This window comes from Rossellomorea sp. FS2, assembly GCF_047915635.1.
Taxonomy (GTDB): domain Bacteria; phylum Bacillota; class Bacilli; order Bacillales; family Bacillaceae_B; genus Rossellomorea; species Rossellomorea marisflavi_A.
In genome coordinates, this window is record NZ_JBLRVS010000001.1 from 1,758,712 (window position 1) to 1,774,963 (window position 16,252).

The following is a 16,252-nucleotide window of genomic DNA, read 5'->3' on the forward strand; positions in this document are numbered from 1 at the left end:
ACTGTCTCTTAATAATCCTTAGACTCCCTTCTGAACAACTCCATCTTATCTTCAAGAACGACAGCACCCGTCCTCCTGTAAAAAAGTATTGATTTTCAGCACCAATCATAATAAAGTATGTAAGGCGCTTTTCACCATATTGAACACCTGCTGGAGGATACATGCTATGCACTGCTGGAAATCTGTTGATAAAGAAAAGCATTTCGGATATCATCGAGTCTTTTTACTTTCATCCATCGTGATGATGATGGTATTCTCATTTATATACGTGCCGATTAATGTATTGAACCATCGTGTATTTTATGATCATCATATCCTGCTCTTTTTTGCAGGGTTGTTGAGCATCTATCCCTTGCATAAGATCTGCCACGCACTGCCGGTCTTGCACTGTGCACGGAATATGACATGCACGCTGAGAAGACAGATAGGGATCTTACCGACCGTGACGCTCAGATTGAATGTGCCCATCACCAAATGGAGATACGGGATGGCATTGACCGCCCCATTCTTTGTACTCAATTCATTCCTGATGTTCGGTTGCTTCCATTTTCCTCATTACTCCCATTACTTCATCATGCTGACTGCCTTCCATACGGGCATCTGCTTAATCGATTTTCTCTGTGTAAGGACACTGCTCTTTTCTCCAAGGAGGGCGATAATCGAGGAAAATGAGGATGGATATGAGATATTGATTGAACAATGAGGGGTCGTCCCCCTCACTAGGCTATTTTCGTATTCCTGCTCTTCATCGAAAACAGAGGCTTTATGCACGAACACGAATACGAAAAGAGCTTAGTTTCCAACCTTTCGTCAATACTCGCCCTACCAATCACCCCATTAATTTGGTATTGTATAGCATATAGGAGAGAACGGGGAGGGACCTGGATGATCACCGTATTTATCATGTTTATCGTATTCGCACTGTTCATTCTGTTCAATATCAACAGAATGACCTTCGCACTCTGTGCACAAAAGGAAATACCCGAAGAACGTCAGCCGAAAGTATACAGAACCATCAACATCCTCATCACCATACTGCTGATTTCATCTTATGTGGAAATTTTATTTACATAGACAAAGAAAAGCGGAGGCGGGTCGCCCTGACCCGACAAGCATAAGCAAAGCCACCCGGAAAGGCGTTCCTTGCCTTTATGGGTGGCTTTGCTTATGACCTCGAGGGTCAACCCGCCGGAGCTGGACACATAGAAATGCGGAAGGGGCTCGCCCTGAGGCGACAAGCATAAGACGAGCCACCCGGAAAGGCGTTCTTGGCCTTTTTGGGTGGCTTTGCTTATGACCTCGAGCCTCAAGCCCCTGGAGCTGGACAGAAAGAAAAGCGGAGGCGGGTTGCACCGACCCGACAAGCATAAGATAAAGACCTCGGAAAGGCGTTCTTGGCCTTTTTGAGGTCTTTAGCTTATGACCTCGAGGGTCAACCCGCCGGAGCTGGACAAAAAAAGAAGCGAACTTCTTTACCAAGCCAACTAAAAGACAAACCCCCCGGATCGTCATAAACGACTCTTCGGGGGGTTTACTTCATTTCAGATGAAAACCGGAAGCCTGCAGAAGGAATCATCTTTCCTTCTGCGTGCTTCCCTTCTAATGAAAAACTGCCGTGAATACTCACAGCAGCCTAACAAGCTATTTCGATCCTATTCACTTAATTAGCAAACGTATGCTGCACCGATGATGATAAGCAAGATGAATAGAACAACGATTAGAGCGAAACCTCCGCCATACCCGTAAGCACCTGACATATGCGCTTCCTCCTTTCATGTATGAGAAGCATCGGATGAGATAGGCAAAAAGGGGACTTTGCTGCAGGTAATGCCCCCTCTTTGATCCTGATCCGTCAATTCCTGGTATTTTTGGCTATCTTATAGCCAAGCTGCACCTACAATGATCAACAAGATGAACAGTACAACAATTAACGCGAAACCTCCGCCGTATGCGTTACCCATTACGTTCCACCTCCTTTGAAGCGCTAATGCATTATATTCAAGTAGACGTCTAATGGTTTTAGGCTATTGTCATATTTCTTATTAGCAAATAAACGCGGCACCAACGATGATTAATAAGATGAACAATACAACAAGCAATGCAAATCCTGAATTGTATCCACAGCTCATGATCATTACCTCCTTTTCTCTCTTCGCTGATATCATATGAACGAATCTGGGAATTGGGTATGTTATCTGCCTATTTTTCTCAAGAATAGTTTGGAAATTATTTTTTTTCATCCAAAAAGTGTGATATAGTATGGGTTGTAGATTTTAGCCAAGCACGACTGAAAATAGCTTAGGAGTTGATCACCATGAAGAAGTGGATCCTTTCCGTATCACTTGTTGCCGGTGCCGTGGGACTAGCAGGTTGCAGCGGTAATGGGGCAGATGATAAAGATGTAGTTGCAACAACCAAAGCCGGGGATATCACCAAGGAAGAACTGTATGATTCAGCGAAACAAAAGTTCACCCCACAAATGGAACAAGCCCTACAAGAACTTGTCTATACAAAAGTGCTCGATGAGAAGTATGATGTATCGAAAGATGAAATCAACAAAAAAATGGACGAAGCGAAAGAACAACTCGGTGACCAATTCGATATGTTCCTTCAACAGTACAATCTTGATGAGAAATCCTTTAAAGAGTATTTGAAGCTTCAGCTCCTTCAAGAGAAGGCCGCTACTTCAGATGTCAAAGTCACTGACAAAGAACTCAAGGAATATTACGAAAACTGGAAAGCTCCGATCGAAGTGAGACACATCCTCGTGGAAGACGAAAAGACCGCGAAAGAAGTCAAAAAGAAGTTGGCCGACGGTGATAAATTCGAAGACCTTGCAAGCGAGTATTCAACCGACACCGCTTCTGCCGCTAACGGAGGCAGCCTCGGATGGGTTGATAATGCAGGACGTCAAAGCTTTGTACCTGAGTTCTCCAAAGCCCTTGACTCCCTGAAAAAAGGTGAGGTCAGTGAACCTGTGAAAACAGATTATGGCTACCACATCATTGAAGTGACAGATACGAAAGAAAAGAAACCATTCAACGATATGAAAAAAGATCTTGAACAGGAGCTTAAACTTTCAAAAGTGGATCAGGCTAAAATTCAGGAATCCATGAAGGACGAAATCGAAAAAGCAGACCTTAAGATCAAAGACAAAGATCTTAAAGATGCATTCGAACAAGTACTGAACGGTACTCCAGCACCGGACGCTGCCGCTCCTGAAGGCAATGGAACGACCGATTCCGATACAAAAGAATAACCTACAAAAAAAGACAGTCAGGAGATTCTCCGACTGTCTTTTTTCTTTGATATCATATCAGGAGGACATGCGCCTCCGCTCTTTTTCCTCTTCCATGCGGGTGATGTACACCTCGCCCTCTTTCGCGATCCACTCATCCTCCTGGGCCTTTTCCTGCCTGGCCGACCTGATGGTCATGAACGCACTGACGAAGATCCCTGCCACAATGAAGTACATCCAAATCGGTAATGTCATCTGCTTCATCTCCTTATAGGTTTGTCCTTACTTCACCATATGAAGAGGATTGCCTGCTTATGACGATAAATTTTTCAGACAGCAAAAAGCCCGGTCGCAGGACCGGGCTTCATGTTCATTCATGGAATGTTGGTTTATAGAAGGATCGGTTGTCTAGGGCAAAGACCCTCTCCGTATACTCACCTGGTTTCGTCCTTGATAGGACCCTGTCGAGCATGTTCATCTTCGCATCCACGTTATCGATATAGTGAAGGATTTCTGCTTCACGGATCAATGGAGGTTTCGGGCTGCCCCATTCTGCCTTACCATGGTGGCTGAGGACCATATGTTGAAGGATCATGACCTCTTCTCCTTCTATGCCCAGCTCATCGGCCGCTTTGCCGATTTCATTCACCATGATGGAGATATGCCCGATCAGGTTCCCCTCGATTGTGTAGGTGGTTGAAGTCGGGCCGGACAGTTCAATCACCTTACCAAGATCGTGAAGGATCACACCTGCATATAACAGGTCGGAATCAAGCGTCGGGTATAACCCTGCGATGGCTTTTGACAGATCAAGCATGGAGACCACATGATAGGCAAGACCTGATACGAACTCATGGTGATTCTTCGTTGCCGCAGGATATTCAAGGAAGTCCTTCTGATATTTTTTGATGAGATGGCGGGTGATCCGCTGAATATTTGGATTGCGCATTTCGAAGATGTATTGGGTGATCTTGCTGCTCATTTCATCAATGCTTACCGGGGCAGTCTCAAGGAAATCAGCAATGGAAAAACCATCTCCCGGTGACACCGGGCGAATCTGTTTGATTTTCAGCTGGTTCTTCCCTCGATAGTTGTGGATATCCCCGACTACCTTTACAATCGTCTCAGGCTGATAGGCTTTTTCATCCTGTTCAGAGGCATCCCACAGCTTCGCTTCGATATCTCCGCTCTTATCCTGCAGAATGATGGTCAGGAAGGGCTTTCCTGTATTTGTTGTGCCTTTTGTCATCTGTTTGATCAATAAATGCAAATCGATGGTTTCACCGACTGCATAGGTCGTAATTCCAGACATAGTTGTTCCCCCGTTCTCTTTCAGTCTACTGTTTCAAGTATATCACAGTGGCACCCGCCTTGACTCGTCGAGACCCACCTCAATTGTCTTCTCATCCAATTTTATGACTTCTGCCGTCTCGAATGTTTCCACTACTGCCTGATGACAGGTAAAATACAGTACTTGATGGTTCTTTGACAGCTTGACCAGCGCTTCAATGAATGCAGTGGTTCTGCCTTCGTCAAAGTTCACTGCTGCATCATCGATGATGACGGGAAGATCATAGATTTCTTTCAGGGAAGATATCAGCGCGAAACGGATGGCGATATACAGTTGCTCCTTCGTTCCCTGACTGAGTTCCACGGCCTGAAACACCTGGCCGTCTTCCCTGGCAACCGTAATCATTTCCTCATCGGTCACATGGATCTTCCTATATCGTCCATTAGTGAGCTTAAGGAAGTATTGCTCTGCCTCCCCGATCAGCCTCGGCATCTTCGTCTGCTGGTAATGCTCCATCGTATTTTCCAATGCCGTCCTCGCCAAGGTGACAGCCGACCATCTCTGGATCTTCTCTAGGATTTCGGCCTTTTTCCCTTCGAACTGTTGCAAGAGGACGGAATACTCGGTTCCTTCCTCTAGAACTTGAAGTTCATATGCAAGTGTCGCTGCCTTCTCCTGCAGGGTAGAAATGCTGCGGGAACATTCGTCGATCTCATTGGAAACGAGCAGGATTTCTTTTTCGACGACGTCTTTTGATGCGAATTCCGTAAAAGCGGACAGGATATCAGGTTGGAATCGTTTTTCCATAAATCTGTAGGCCTGCAACAGTTCCCGTTTTTCTTCGGCAAGCTGACCGGTCCTCCTGTAGGCTTCCTCCGTCTCAGTTCCCGCATATGAGAAAAGATCCCGCACTTCTTCTTCCAGTTTGCTCCGTTCGATTTCGAGGCTTTGCATATCCATCCGGATCTGGGCAATCTCTTCTTTGGCGTGATTCCTCTTCAGCTCTTCTTTGTCCATCTGCTTCAAGAGCTCCTTCATCTTCCCGTGGATCTCTTCCAATGGTACAGCTTCGATTCCGTGACGGTTGAACCACTCTCTGCATTCCCCTGTATAAGCTTCTATTCTGGATTCAGCCCCTCGGATTTCGTCATGGAGGATCGTCATCCGGTCATGGAGGGTCACAAGTTCCTTCAGCCTTGTATAAGCTTCCCTTAGCCATTTCCATTGAAAGTCAACAGGGAGTCGAAGCTCCGAAACGATAGCTGCAAGCCCGTCATCGACTTTCTTCAGCCTGTCTTCCAGGTACCGTTCTTCTTCCATGATGCCTGCAAGCGAACCTTCCGTCTCTTCAAGCTTCAGTATGAGCTGCTTCCATTGACTGCGGTACTCAAGCTGTTCATCATAGAGTCGTTGCGAGTCGGAAGATGCCTCTCCCTCGGGTCGTTCCATGGACTGAAGCCTTTTTTCGCGTGCAATGATGCGCGATCTGGACTGCTTCAGGGAAAACATGCTCATGAAGCCCGGCAGCAAGGCAAGGAACATGATCCAGCTTCCCGACCACATCCCCCATAGCGTCAGAATCAGTCCGATGAAAAGAAGGGAAAACGTGATCTTTTTCTGTCCCACATATGTCTTCCGATCGCCCGCCAGCATCCTCTCCTCTTCTCCCAATCGGTCCCTGAGCCAAGTTCTCTGCCCCTCGGACAGCCCTTTCTTCATTTTCCGCTGGAGATCCTGAAAGGCCTCCTCCTCCATCAATCGACTCTCTGCGGCGTCGCAATCACGCTCAATCCGTTCTCTGATCGCTTGTGCCTCCGCCCTTTTCTTCCGATTATGCTCCCGTTCATGGAGGATCTCCGTCTTTTCTTCGATTGCATCATTGATTCTCTCATTCATCGAGAAGCTGATGTTGATGGAAGCAGCCTCCTCGACTTCCATACTCAAGGAGAGCTCCCTCCTGATTTCGCGGATCCCGCTTTCAATCGCCGCGACTTCCCTTCGGTGATCCTCAAGATCATGGATCCATTTTTGGAAACTCGTCTGTGATGCCACCTTCTCTTCCAGGAAGCTTCTTTCTCCCTCACCGACGATCGGGTCTCCTTCCAGCCTTTCCAGGAAGATATCCCTCTTGTGCTGCAGGGTTTCAATCTGGGCTTCCACCTTCCTGATCTCCCGCTTGCACTCATCTAGGCGGTGGAGACCCTTTTCAGGGAATGGGAAGTCATCAATTTGCTCGAGCCTCTCCGATGTGTACACTCTTTCGCTGAGGGCATCCCAGTTTTCCCGGATCTGCACAAGGGCATGTTTTCTTTCCTGCAGTACCTTCAGCTTTTGATCAAGTTGTTCAATCCTTGTGCCGGCTTCTTCTTTTTCCACATGGAGGGGGGCATAGCGGTCATTGCGCCCTTTCGCTTCCTTCAGTTTTTTTTCGAGTGACGTGAGTTCAGCGAAGAGGGCGTTGATCACAGGTTTGCGCCCGGATCGTTTAAAAAGCTGTTCCTGTTCTTTCTTCCAGGCCTGCTCCATCTGCATGAGTGAATCCGTCCCGGTGGATCCTGCAGAGAATAAGAAGCGGTTAAGGTCTTCCTTTTTCAATCGGTGGATCCCCTGAAGACCCTCGAGGTCAAAAGAAAAAATGTTTCCGTAGGTTCTTCGGTCAATGGTACCGAGTAACCGGTGAAGACCTTCCTCCCCTTCTACTCTTCCATCTTCATATTGAAGGGTAACGGTTCCTGCGGCAGGCCCACCCCTCTTCCTTTCAATCCGGATCTCCCCTTCGGAAGGAGTGCTCACCAGGAGAAAGCCTCCATATTCCGAGGAGGTTTTCGGTTCATACCGTGGGAGTGACTGCTGCTTGGTGGGAAAGCCGAAGAGGACGCTATGGATGAACGACATGATCGTCGATTTACCCGCCTCGTTCTCTCCAAAGATCACTTGCAATTCTTTCATGGTATAGCGGCGATTTATCAGTTTCCCATATGCATAGATATGGATTCCCGTCACTTTCATGCGCTCACCTTCCTTCCTTGATCGGGGTGCCGAGGAGCTTTCTGACATCGTGAAAGACCTCTTGATCCACCTGAAGACCATGCTTATAGATCAGCGGATGGTCCATCAGCTCTGAAAGGGATGATGACCAGTCCCCCTGCTCCAGCTCATCAAGCATTTCAAACATGACTTTGCTGAATGGATCGTGCTCGTCAAGAATTAGTTTCTCTTCTTCAAAGGACACACGATGCACCCACTTGATCCCCTGCTCATCTTCCATTGCCGATTGAATCGTGTCCAAAACTTCACCGTTCTGGATCCTCCTCCATTCCTCTTCCCCCATGCTGCCCTTTCCTTCCAAACGGAGTTCAATCATGGCTTCCCCGCACGAATCCACAGCCTCCCTGATCCGATTGTACAGTTCGCCAAAACGGGTGACCCCATCGAGTGATACGGATTTTTGCACCCATTCGACTTCCTGTACGGGTATGAAGGTCAGCTCGGTACGGTCCCCTTCCATCTCGACTTCGTAACAGCCTTTAGGGCCGGTTTCTTTCCTGTGCCTTCCCTGTATATTCCCCGGATATACAATGTAAGGGTCCTTATGGAGGATCTGCCGCTTGTGTATATGACCCAGCGCCCAGTAATGATATCCCTTCCCGAGCAGTTCCTTGATGGTGAAGGGGGCATAGGGTTCATGGTCCGCTTCGATGCTCCCTTCACTTCCATGTAGCAGAGCGATCCTATACCCGTCGCCCACAGCCGTTGGGTAATGGGGGATCATCCTCTCATGGATATGCCGGCTTCCATAGCTGAACCCGGCAATGGAGACATCGGCACCCTCCTTCGTCCTTAGGTGTTTCCACTCGGGCTTATCTGAGAAGATATGTACATGGGGTGGCATATCCAGCTGAACCCTGAATCCCCCAAGGTGATCATGATTCCCATGGATGATGAAAACGGGGATCCCTTTCCCTTCCAGACGATCGAACTGTTGCACAAGCCTTGCCTGCGCCCGGATACTTCGATCCTCTTCATCAAAGAGATCCCCGCTGATGAGCACGAAGTCGACCTCCCTTTTTAGGGCTTCGTCAATCAGTCTTTCAAAAGAAGCAAAAGTGCTTCCCTGTATGTTTTTGAACCGTGCTGCAGGCAAGTTCTTCAGCCCTTTGAACGGACTGTCCAGATGCAGATCGGCAGCGTGCAGAAACCGGATTTTCTTCATGGTTCCCCTCCAAAATTACGAATATATGTTCTAATACTACCCATTATACCCCAACGGCCGCTATCATTTCATCTGTGAATTATTTATAGGAATAGGAATATTCCACTTTTCATTATTTGAAAAATATGAAAAAATAAAAAGTGATCATGATGCAAAGGGGTAGAGAGATGAAAACGTATAAGCTTACGGTATTCGAGAAGAACGGGTCAAAGCTTCTGGATGAGAGTGTTCAGGCTGCATCGGACGAGGAAGCGAAGAAGGTTGGGGAAAGTATGTTGGCAGAGAAGGGGTATCTTGATCACACCCATCGTTTCACTTCCCCACTGGGAAAGCTTCTATTATTCCACGTATAAACAAAAGAGGGCGCCATGCGGCACCCTCTTTTCCGTTATTCCCCTTTGAATGACGGCCTTCTCTTTTCGATGAATGCCTTGATTCCTTCTTGGTGATCTGATGTCTGTCTCATAAGCCATTGACCATCTTTTTCTTTGAGCAATGCTTCCTGAAGCCTATCTTTATTCAACTCGGTATAGATTTCTTTTGTTTTCAGTAGGGCCTTTACAGGAGATTGAAGACACTGTTCGATATATCGTTCCAGTCCTTCTGCCAGTTTTCCTGAAGGAAGTGCTTCGTCTACCAGTCCTTTCATGAGGGCCTCTTGACCGAGCATCACTTTTCCATTCCAGATCATCCTTTTCGCTTTATGGGTGCCGAGCCTCTCTTGAAGGAGGAAGTGGCTGCCGCCATCGGGGATGAGTCCGATCCCGATGAAATTCATGGCAAGCTTGCTGTCTTCCTCGCAAAGGATATAATCGGCCGTCAGCGCCAAGCTGAACCCGAGGCCCGCGGCTGCACCGTGGATACCCGCCACGACAATCTTAGGAAGCGTGTAGAGGGTCATTGCAAGCTCATTGATCACATCCATCACCTCGGAGAAATCCCCCTCATTCCCCAAGGACAGCATGGATTTGATGTCTCCTCCAGATGAAAAGCCTTTTCCTTCCCCGGTCAATACGACAATCGCCAAATCGGGGTCCCTCCTGATCTCCTTAAGTGCAGACAACAGCCCGTTCATCAGGCCAAGGTCGAGGGCATTCAACGATTCCGGCCGATTCAATACGACCCTCGCCACTTTCCCTTCTATTCGAACCTTCACTAATTCATCCTGTTTTTGTACGCTCATGATTAGTCCTCCTGGCTTATTTTATTGTGTATTTCATCTCTCAGGGCCATCTTCAGGAATTTACCGACCGATGTCTTCGGAATCTCCTTCATGAAGATCACCTTGTCTGGCAACCACCACTTCGCAAACTGCGGACGCAGGAAGTCGATGATTTCGTCCTCTGTGACCGCCCGTTTCTCGGCATCTTTCAGAACGACACATGCGACAGGACGTTCCTGCCATTCCTCGTGAGGCACTGCAACAACTGCAGCTTCAAAGACGTCTTCGTGGGACATCAGGGCATTTTCCAGGTCAACAGATGAGATCCACTCTCCTCCTGACTTGATCAGGTCCTTCGTCCGATCCACGATCTTGATATACCCTTCCTCATCAATCGTCACCACATCACCGGTGTGGAGCCAGCCGTCACGGAAAGCATCCTCTGTCCGGTCATCCTGGTAGTACTCTGACGCAATCCATGGTCCCCTTAAGGCAAGCTCGCCCATTTCCCTGCCATTCCACTCCACTTCCCCGTCCTTCCCGATGACCTTCATTTCAAGACCCGGAACAAGGATGCCTTGTTTGGCTTTGACGTCAAACCTTTCTTCGTCTGATAACACGTCGTGCTGACTCTTCATTGATGCCACGACGGCAAGGGGACTTGTTTCCGTCATTCCGTAGGCATGCATGAAAGGAATCCCGTGCTTCTCTTCAAATGCTTTGATCATCCCCCTCGGAGCTGCAGATCCGCCGCAAAGGAGATACCGGACCGAAGATAAATCATAGGTATTCTCTTCAAGTTCCCTTAAGAGCCCAAGCCAAATGGTCGGTACTCCGGCAGCCACGGTCACCTTCTCCTTTTCCATCAGTTGAGCGAGCAATCCAGGGGTGAAATAAGGTCCCGGCAGTACCTGTGTCGTACCGAACCAGACGGATGCGAACGGGAGACCCCAAGCGTTCACATGGAACATCGGTACGACAGGGAGGGCCACATCCCTCTCCATGAGACCGGTTGTATCGGCAAGCCCAAGGGCCATGGCATGGAGGACGATGCCCCGATGGGAGTATACGACCCCTTTCGGATTCCCTGTTGTCGCAGAAGTATAGCACATCCCGGCAGGGGCATTTTCGTCGAGATCATGTCTGAAGGAAAAGGTCGGATCACCTTTCTCCAGCAGCTCTTCATAATGATGCAGGCCTTCAATGGGCGATTCAGGCATTCCACCGTCCGTCATGACGATGATGGACTCGACATGGGGAATCTGATCCCTGATCTTTTCCACCAGTGGTAGAAGATCGGGATCCACGAGGAGCACCCTGTCTTTTGCATGATTGATGATATACACGATATGCTGAGGGGACAGCCTGATATTGATGGTATGAAGGACTGCGCCGATGCATGGGATTGCGAAATAGGCTTCAAGGTGACGGTGGTGATTCCACGCAAGGGTCCCAACCTTATCCCCTTCCTCGACCCCGAGGTCCTTCAGGACGCTCCCGAGTCTCCTCGTCCTTTTTCCCCATTCTTTATAGGTGAAGCGGTGAATGCCGGATTCGGTCCTTGAAACGATGTGCTTTTCAGGGTAAAACTTTTCTGCTCGTTCCATCATCGCTGTTAGAAGTAAAGGCGTCTGCATCATAAACGTATCTCCCCTTTGTCTTTATATGGACTGGTACAGGTGAAGCGCAGGCACGATTGTCACGACGAAGTAATCGCTTACAAAACCATCCTCCTTACTTATTCGATTTTCTTATTCCGAATCCTCTTTCTCTCCCATGATTTCGACAATCATCTAAAAATCAAAGAGGGTGGGATAAAACTGAAAAGGTAGCCGAACCCGTTCAGTATCGGTTCTTTATACCGCTCATGATGTTCGCTTTCCGTGATAAGCTACTCTTCCCGCTGGAGCCTTCGTCTTGCACTCCAAGCAACCGCTGGAAACAATGATGGCCATGAAACAAATTAAAACCCGAACCATTTTGCCTGATCGTAGGCAAATGAATTCGGGTTTTACTATGACTAACTCACTTTCGTCACAGCCTCTCAAGAAAACAATCCATCGAGGATGTCGATTTTTTTGTCTGTGTACTCTTTGAATGTCAGATTATACGCATTCGGTTCCTTCGGATTGGCAAAGTGGGTGATCTTCCCCGTTTCAGGGTCGATGAATTTACTTGCTGCCCCGCAGCCGATCCCGATGATGGTCTGCACTTCTTCCATGATCATGATGTTATAGATACTATCCTGACCCGGCAGGGCATAACCGACGTTCTCAAGGTTTCCAAGGATGTTCTTCTGGCGGTACAGGTAATAGGGCTCGTATCCGTGAGCAGAAGTCCACTCCTCTGCAAGATTCATCATCCGTCCGATCTCGTGACGATCGGCCACCTTATATTTATCCTTATTCTTCGTCATTTCTGATGCACGTTTGAATGAAAGGGTGTGGACCGTCAAGGATTCCGGCATCAGCTTCTCGGTTTCATCAAGGGAATGCTGCAGTTCAGGAAGTTCTTCGCCCGGAAGTCCGATGATGAGATCCATATTGATATTATTCATGCCCATTTCCCTGGCAAGATGGAACTTATCGATCGTCTCTTCCACCGTATGATGCCTTCCGATCGCCTTCAGCGTTTCCTGCGTGTAGGATTGAGGGTTGATGGAGATCCGGTCGATATTCCATTTGTTCAATACCTTCAATTTATCAGGCGTGATGGTATCGGGTCTTCCTGCTTCCACCGTCACTTCCCTCACCTTGTCCACATCCGGGAAGGAGTCGTACATTTCTTCATACAAGGCATCCATCTCTTCCGCTGTGATCGAAGTCGGAGTGCCGCCTCCAAAGTAAATGGTCGTAATTTTCACGCCCTTTTCCTTCATCCACCGTCCCATTTCCCGGATTTCATAATGCAAGCCGGCGAGGAACGAATCCACCCTGCCCTGCTTGCCCTGGATGGCGTAGGCAGGGAAAGTACAGTAGGCGCATTTCGTCGGACAAAATGGAATCCCGATGTAGATGCTTACTTCATCCCTCACATCGTACAGGTCGGGCACGACGGACAGCTGGCGATCCACGATGTTTTGCATGAGATCGATCTTTTCATCGGTGATCAAATACTCCTCTTTGAGCTTATGGTGGATCTCTTCTGCCTGAAGTCCGAGCATGTTCTGTTTGTGAATCAATTTCGTCGGTCTGATTCCCGTCAGGATCCCCCATTTCTGTTGAATGCCCGTCAGCTCCTGCAGGACGTTCAGGTACACATGGGAAACGGCGGTCTTCAGCTGTCTGAATCGCTCCTTCTCCGATTCATACGGTAACCAGTCTTTTTCATAAAACGCTTTCTGAGACTGTTCTGATTTGATTTCCGCACGGGCCTGGATTGACTCGGTGTCGGATACATGTATATGGATTTCCAGATCGGCATTATCGCACTCGCCAAAATGGATCTTGGTTTCTTCAAAGAATAAATTGGCAATCAAGCGAAGAGGTCGTTCAAATCGTTCGTCTTCTATGCCTCTAATTAACACATTCACGTTGTAATCACCTTTCACAATTGGATAAGCATTTATAAGTGTACAAGAACGGGATGGGAATGGTCAATGTCCATGACGGTACGAAAAAGACCGATCCCTATCGGAACCGGCCTTGGCAATCAAGATTTAATGATGTTCATCTTCTTAAGGAAAGGGATCGGATGCTGTTTCCTGAACACTTCACTGATGAAGTACGGGATCCCCTTTTCATGCTGGCTCCTCGTCACCCAGTCCGCTGCCTTCCTCACTTCTGCAGGTGCCCCTCCCATGGCCACACCTAGACCGCAGCACCTCATGGCATCCATATCGTCAACTCCCGCCCCGACCATGACGACCTGCTCCTTCTTCAACGCATAGCGTTCCGTCAGATACATGAGACCGCGAAGTTTTGACACGCCTTTCGGAACGATGTCCAGACTGTTTTCAGAAGTCGGGATGGCATCTACCTCATCGTACATGGCTGTGAGTGCTGCGATGATATCCCACACATCTTCCTTCCTCTCCAGGATCACGGAAATTTTCGGTACGGTCATCGGATTTGCTGTGAGATGCTCACTGATGGAGTCGACATATTGTTTACTGTAGAGAAGACGGGATTCCCGCTGCCACGATAAGCGGGCAAGCTCCTTGGACGGGGAATTGGTTTTCCCGATGATGGACTGCCTTTCGTGGGCCATCTGGATTTGACAGGGGAATCCTTCAAGGAAATGGGCGATTTCATAGGTGATGGTTTCGGATATCTTTTTGACATAGAGTGGCTTTTCGAGTTCGGAGGCGATATAGGCACCCCCATGAGTGATGATGGGGCCAGTTAGATTCAGAGATTTTGCCACTTTCTTCGCAGAGTTGAAGCTCCTGCTCGTCACGAGTGTGACAGGAACCCCTTTATGTTGAACGTATTCAATTGCCTCCTTCGTTTCCTTCGCAATCTTTCCGCTTCGATTCACGATTGTACCGTCGATATTCAGGGCAAGCATTCTATAGATCATCATGATGTCCTCCTAAGTGTTGTCTACTGCTTTCTTTACATTTATGAAAAGGAATAGACAATTATGACAAGGAGGTCAAGGAGGCCAGAAATTTGCATCCACTCACAGAAAAATCCCGCCAGGTCTGCCGGCGGGATCTCATGTATGTTATTGCTGTACGGAACCGTATAGTTCTTCCAATGGTTTCATGATGACTTTATTCAAATCCGTGATCACCATGCTCATGCGCTGCTCTGCTTCCATGAGTTTGGAGATTTTGTCGTGTTGCTGTACAAGCTGGGCGGCCTTTTGAGCCTGCTCGACTTCTTCCTGAGTAATTTCTTCACCGCTCATTTGTTTTTGTTGAAGCTGCATCTGGATGTTGCGGAAGTTCTCGAACATCTTGCTGGCAGATTCGTCATTGTTCACTTCATCATACATGTTTTTCAGCTGTTGGAACTCGTCACTTTGACGGAGTGCGCGCTCCAGTTCGTTTGCTTGATCATATAAGTTGATAGCCAAGGTTTAGCCTCCTAAAATATCTGTCTGTATTTCTTCATCCCCACTATAACAAACTATGTGTCCGAATACTAGGAATGACCCTTTCTTTACTCAACCGATCATAAGAGCAAAGATCCCCTGGATGATCCCGATGATCCCACCCAACAGGGCACCGAGGTACGTGATCATCTTGAACTCGCGCTTGGAAATGCCTAGGACCAGTTCCTCAAGCCTTCCCACAGAGAAGGATGACACCTGTTCCTGGACAATCTCCTGAAGATTCATCTTCTCCATCACCCCTGGGAGCTTGCGTCCGAGAAGATCGGTGCCACGATCCACCCATGCTGGAAGGAGCTTATTGAAAAATGTCTCTTCATGACGAGACAGGACGCTTCCAAGGGGGCGAGCAAAGAACTCACCTATCTTCAGGGTCCTTTTTGCATAGCTTTGAACCGATGAGACCAGCGCCTCGTCCGAGAAGCTTCCGGTCAATTCACCGACGGTTTTTTCCTGGAGCTTCTCCCATTCACTTCTTATCAGATTCAAGAGGATTTCCTGTGTTCCCGGATGCTTGATGAACTTCACGATCTCAGGCTGCACTTTATCTGCAACCGACGTATTCCCAAGGAACATCCCGAGCATATTCCCGAGCATTCCCCTTTCTTTCAGGAAGTCATCGATCATCACCTTGACCTTTGCTTTTCCTTCTGGACTCGTAAAATAGTCTTCGGCCTTTCCTGCGATCATCGTCACGATCTCAGGAATCTTCTCTTCTGCTTTCTCCTTCCAATCAAGGGGGATGGTCTCCCCTAAGGAACGGTTTGCATAGCTTAGCCTGGTTTCGATCACTTTCGTTTCAATCCATTTATCAAGGTAATCATGGATCATCATCGTGTTCACGGGAATATTCAATTCTTCAAGCCATTCTTCAATGGGTGTCTCCGATTGGAAGATCGGGGTGAGTTCAGCTTTCAACCACTTGACCGTTTCTCCCTTAAAAGCCGGATTGAGAAGCTTTTTTTGTAGACTATCCGGTGTGAGAAGATGATCCACCACGGTTTTCCCCATTGATACAGCCAGTTCATCCCTTCTCCGGGGAATGAGACCTGGAGTAAAAGGAATACGGAATTTCCCGATATAATAAGCCCGATACGGTCTGAAGAGCATCTTGATGGCCAGATGGTTCGTAACTCCGCCAATCAGGGCCCCTACTGCCACCATGAAAAGAATGAGGATGAACGCATTCATCTCATACATGCACCTGCCTTTTCCTGTTCATTTGAACCTTTTATGACTGCCTACATAGTATGCTATATCAGCAATAGCCCAATAAGTCATTATAGGGGT

At 48.0% G+C, this 16,252-nt stretch carries 17 protein-coding genes; 4 read left to right on the forward strand and 13 right to left on the reverse strand.

Annotation, left to right across the window (positions count from 1 at the left end; all coding sequences use genetic code 11):
* Window positions 1-166: 166 nt before the first annotated feature.
* On the forward strand, window positions 167-703 hold the full coding sequence (locus ACNA6I_RS09165) for a DUF3267 domain-containing protein (RefSeq protein WP_063191411.1): 537 nt from the start codon (window positions 167-169) through the stop codon (window positions 701-703).
* A gap of 182 nt (window positions 704-885) precedes the next feature.
* The gene (locus ACNA6I_RS09170; protein WP_048004407.1) at window positions 886-1,074 is read left to right on the forward strand and encodes a hypothetical protein; all 189 of its coding nucleotides are present in this window, start codon (window positions 886-888) and stop codon (window positions 1,072-1,074) included.
* Window positions 1,075-1,664: 590 nt separating this feature from the next.
* Here ACNA6I_RS09170 and ACNA6I_RS09175 read toward each other — a convergent pair.
* The 3 genes from ACNA6I_RS09175 to ACNA6I_RS09185 all read right to left on the reverse strand — a co-directional run bounded on the left by ACNA6I_RS09175 (window position 1,665) and on the right by ACNA6I_RS09185 (window position 2,129).
* The gene (locus tag ACNA6I_RS09175) at window positions 1,665-1,757 is read right to left on the reverse strand and encodes a YjcZ family sporulation protein (RefSeq protein WP_082139208.1); all 93 of its coding nucleotides are present in this window, start codon (window positions 1,755-1,757) and stop codon (window positions 1,665-1,667) included.
* A 120-nt stretch (window positions 1,758-1,877) separates the two neighbouring features.
* Entirely contained in the window at window positions 1,878-1,961 is an 84-nt protein-coding gene (locus tag ACNA6I_RS09180; protein ID WP_032089274.1) for a YjcZ family sporulation protein, read from the reverse strand.
* 81 nt (window positions 1,962-2,042) lie between these two features.
* Window positions 2,043-2,129, reverse strand: a complete 87-nt coding sequence (locus tag ACNA6I_RS09185; protein ID WP_048004408.1) for a YjcZ family sporulation protein — start codon at window positions 2,127-2,129, stop codon at window positions 2,043-2,045.
* Window positions 2,130-2,314: 185 nt separating this feature from the next.
* Between ACNA6I_RS09185 and ACNA6I_RS09190 the strand changes: the two genes are divergently transcribed.
* A complete protein-coding gene (locus ACNA6I_RS09190; RefSeq protein WP_048012932.1) occupies window positions 2,315-3,259 on the forward strand; it encodes a peptidylprolyl isomerase in 945 nt (314 codons plus the stop codon).
* Window positions 3,260-3,316: 57 nt separating this feature from the next.
* Here the strand turns inward: ACNA6I_RS09190 and ACNA6I_RS09195 are convergent, their stop codons facing one another.
* From ACNA6I_RS09195 to ACNA6I_RS09210, 4 genes are all read right to left on the reverse strand, one after another.
* Window positions 3,317-3,493: a sporulation YhaL family protein gene (locus ACNA6I_RS09195; RefSeq protein ID WP_082139209.1), complete on the reverse strand. Its 177-nt coding sequence runs from the start codon at window positions 3,491-3,493 to the stop codon at window positions 3,317-3,319.
* Between the two features lie 115 nt (window positions 3,494-3,608).
* Entirely contained in the window at window positions 3,609-4,550 is a 942-nt protein-coding gene (yhaM, locus tag ACNA6I_RS09200) for a 3'-5' exoribonuclease YhaM (RefSeq protein ID WP_048004409.1), read from the reverse strand.
* Between the two features lie 42 nt (window positions 4,551-4,592).
* Window positions 4,593-7,586 (reverse strand): ATP-binding protein, encoded by a 2,994-nt coding sequence (locus ACNA6I_RS09205; protein WP_063191412.1) that lies wholly within the window; start codon window positions 7,584-7,586, stop codon window positions 4,593-4,595.
* Window positions 7,543-8,742, reverse strand: a complete 1,200-nt coding sequence (locus ACNA6I_RS09210; RefSeq protein ID WP_048004411.1) for a metallophosphoesterase family protein — start codon at window positions 8,740-8,742, stop codon at window positions 7,543-7,545. The genes ACNA6I_RS09205 and ACNA6I_RS09210 overlap by 44 nt, the downstream gene beginning before the upstream one ends.
* A gap of 167 nt (window positions 8,743-8,909) precedes the next feature.
* On the opposite strand from ACNA6I_RS09210, the gene ACNA6I_RS09215 reads away from it, so the two are divergent.
* Window positions 8,910-9,095 carry a YhzD family protein gene (locus ACNA6I_RS09215; RefSeq protein ID WP_048004412.1) on the forward strand — a complete coding sequence of 62 codons (186 nt, stop codon included), beginning with the start codon at window positions 8,910-8,912 and terminating at the stop codon, window positions 9,093-9,095.
* 35 nt (window positions 9,096-9,130) lie between these two features.
* Here the strand turns inward: ACNA6I_RS09215 and ACNA6I_RS09220 are convergent, their stop codons facing one another.
* The 6 genes from ACNA6I_RS09220 to ACNA6I_RS09245 form a co-directional block, all read right to left on the reverse strand.
* Entirely contained in the window at window positions 9,131-9,925 is a 795-nt protein-coding gene (locus tag ACNA6I_RS09220) for an enoyl-CoA hydratase (protein ID WP_048004413.1), read from the reverse strand.
* A gap of 2 nt (window positions 9,926-9,927) precedes the next feature.
* A complete protein-coding gene (locus ACNA6I_RS09225) occupies window positions 9,928-11,544 on the reverse strand; it encodes a long-chain fatty acid--CoA ligase (RefSeq protein WP_048012928.1) in 1,617 nt (538 codons plus the stop codon).
* A 404-nt stretch (window positions 11,545-11,948) separates the two neighbouring features.
* On the reverse strand, window positions 11,949-13,436 hold the full coding sequence (locus tag ACNA6I_RS09230) for a coproporphyrinogen III oxidase (protein WP_063191413.1): 1,488 nt from the start codon (window positions 13,434-13,436) through the stop codon (window positions 11,949-11,951).
* A 119-nt stretch (window positions 13,437-13,555) separates the two neighbouring features.
* Window positions 13,556-14,428 (reverse strand): Cof-type HAD-IIB family hydrolase, encoded by an 873-nt coding sequence (locus ACNA6I_RS09235; RefSeq protein WP_249931580.1) that lies wholly within the window; start codon window positions 14,426-14,428, stop codon window positions 13,556-13,558.
* A gap of 144 nt (window positions 14,429-14,572) precedes the next feature.
* Window positions 14,573-14,926: a YlbF family regulator gene (locus tag ACNA6I_RS09240; RefSeq protein WP_048004417.1), complete on the reverse strand. Its 354-nt coding sequence runs from the start codon at window positions 14,924-14,926 to the stop codon at window positions 14,573-14,575.
* Between the two features lie 90 nt (window positions 14,927-15,016).
* Window positions 15,017-16,153, reverse strand: a complete 1,137-nt coding sequence (locus tag ACNA6I_RS09245) for a DUF445 domain-containing protein (protein WP_197470343.1) — start codon at window positions 16,151-16,153, stop codon at window positions 15,017-15,019.
* Between the last annotated feature and the right edge of the window lie 99 nt (window positions 16,154-16,252).

Bases quoted from the DNA above. Each gene is read 5' to 3' on its own strand.
- ACNA6I_RS09165 (WP_063191411.1), top strand. From the start codon at position 167: ATGCACTGCTGGAAATCTGTTGATAAAGAAAAGCATTTCGGATATCAT.
- ACNA6I_RS09170 (WP_048004407.1), top strand. From the start codon at position 886: ATGATCACCGTATTTATCATGTTTATCGTATTCGCACTGTTCATTCTG.
- ACNA6I_RS09175 (WP_082139208.1), bottom strand. From the start codon at position 1,757: ATGTCAGGTGCTTACGGGTATGGCGGAGGTTTCGCTCTAATCGTTGTT.
- ACNA6I_RS09180 (WP_032089274.1), bottom strand. From the start codon at position 1,961: ATGGGTAACGCATACGGCGGAGGTTTCGCGTTAATTGTTGTACTGTTC.
- ACNA6I_RS09185 (WP_048004408.1), bottom strand. From the start codon at position 2,129: ATGAGCTGTGGATACAATTCAGGATTTGCATTGCTTGTTGTATTGTTC.
- ACNA6I_RS09190 (WP_048012932.1), top strand. From the start codon at position 2,315: ATGAAGAAGTGGATCCTTTCCGTATCACTTGTTGCCGGTGCCGTGGGA.
- ACNA6I_RS09195 (WP_082139209.1), bottom strand. From the start codon at position 3,493: ATGACATTACCGATTTGGATGTACTTCATTGTGGCAGGGATCTTCGTC.
- yhaM (WP_048004409.1), bottom strand. From the start codon at position 4,550: ATGTCTGGAATTACGACCTATGCAGTCGGTGAAACCATCGATTTGCAT.
- ACNA6I_RS09205 (WP_063191412.1), bottom strand. From the start codon at position 7,586: ATGTCAGAAAGCTCCTCGGCACCCCGATCAAGGAAGGAAGGTGAGCGC.
- ACNA6I_RS09210 (WP_048004411.1), bottom strand. From the start codon at position 8,742: ATGAAGAAAATCCGGTTTCTGCACGCTGCCGATCTGCATCTGGACAGT.
- ACNA6I_RS09215 (WP_048004412.1), top strand. From the start codon at position 8,910: ATGAAAACGTATAAGCTTACGGTATTCGAGAAGAACGGGTCAAAGCTT.
- ACNA6I_RS09220 (WP_048004413.1), bottom strand. From the start codon at position 9,925: ATGAGCGTACAAAAACAGGATGAATTAGTGAAGGTTCGAATAGAAGGG.
- ACNA6I_RS09225 (WP_048012928.1), bottom strand. From the start codon at position 11,544: ATGATGCAGACGCCTTTACTTCTAACAGCGATGATGGAACGAGCAGAA.
- ACNA6I_RS09235 (WP_249931580.1), bottom strand. From the start codon at position 14,428: ATGATGATCTATAGAATGCTTGCCCTGAATATCGACGGTACAATCGTG.
- ACNA6I_RS09245 (WP_197470343.1), bottom strand. From the start codon at position 16,153: ATGAATGCGTTCATCCTCATTCTTTTCATGGTGGCAGTAGGGGCCCTG.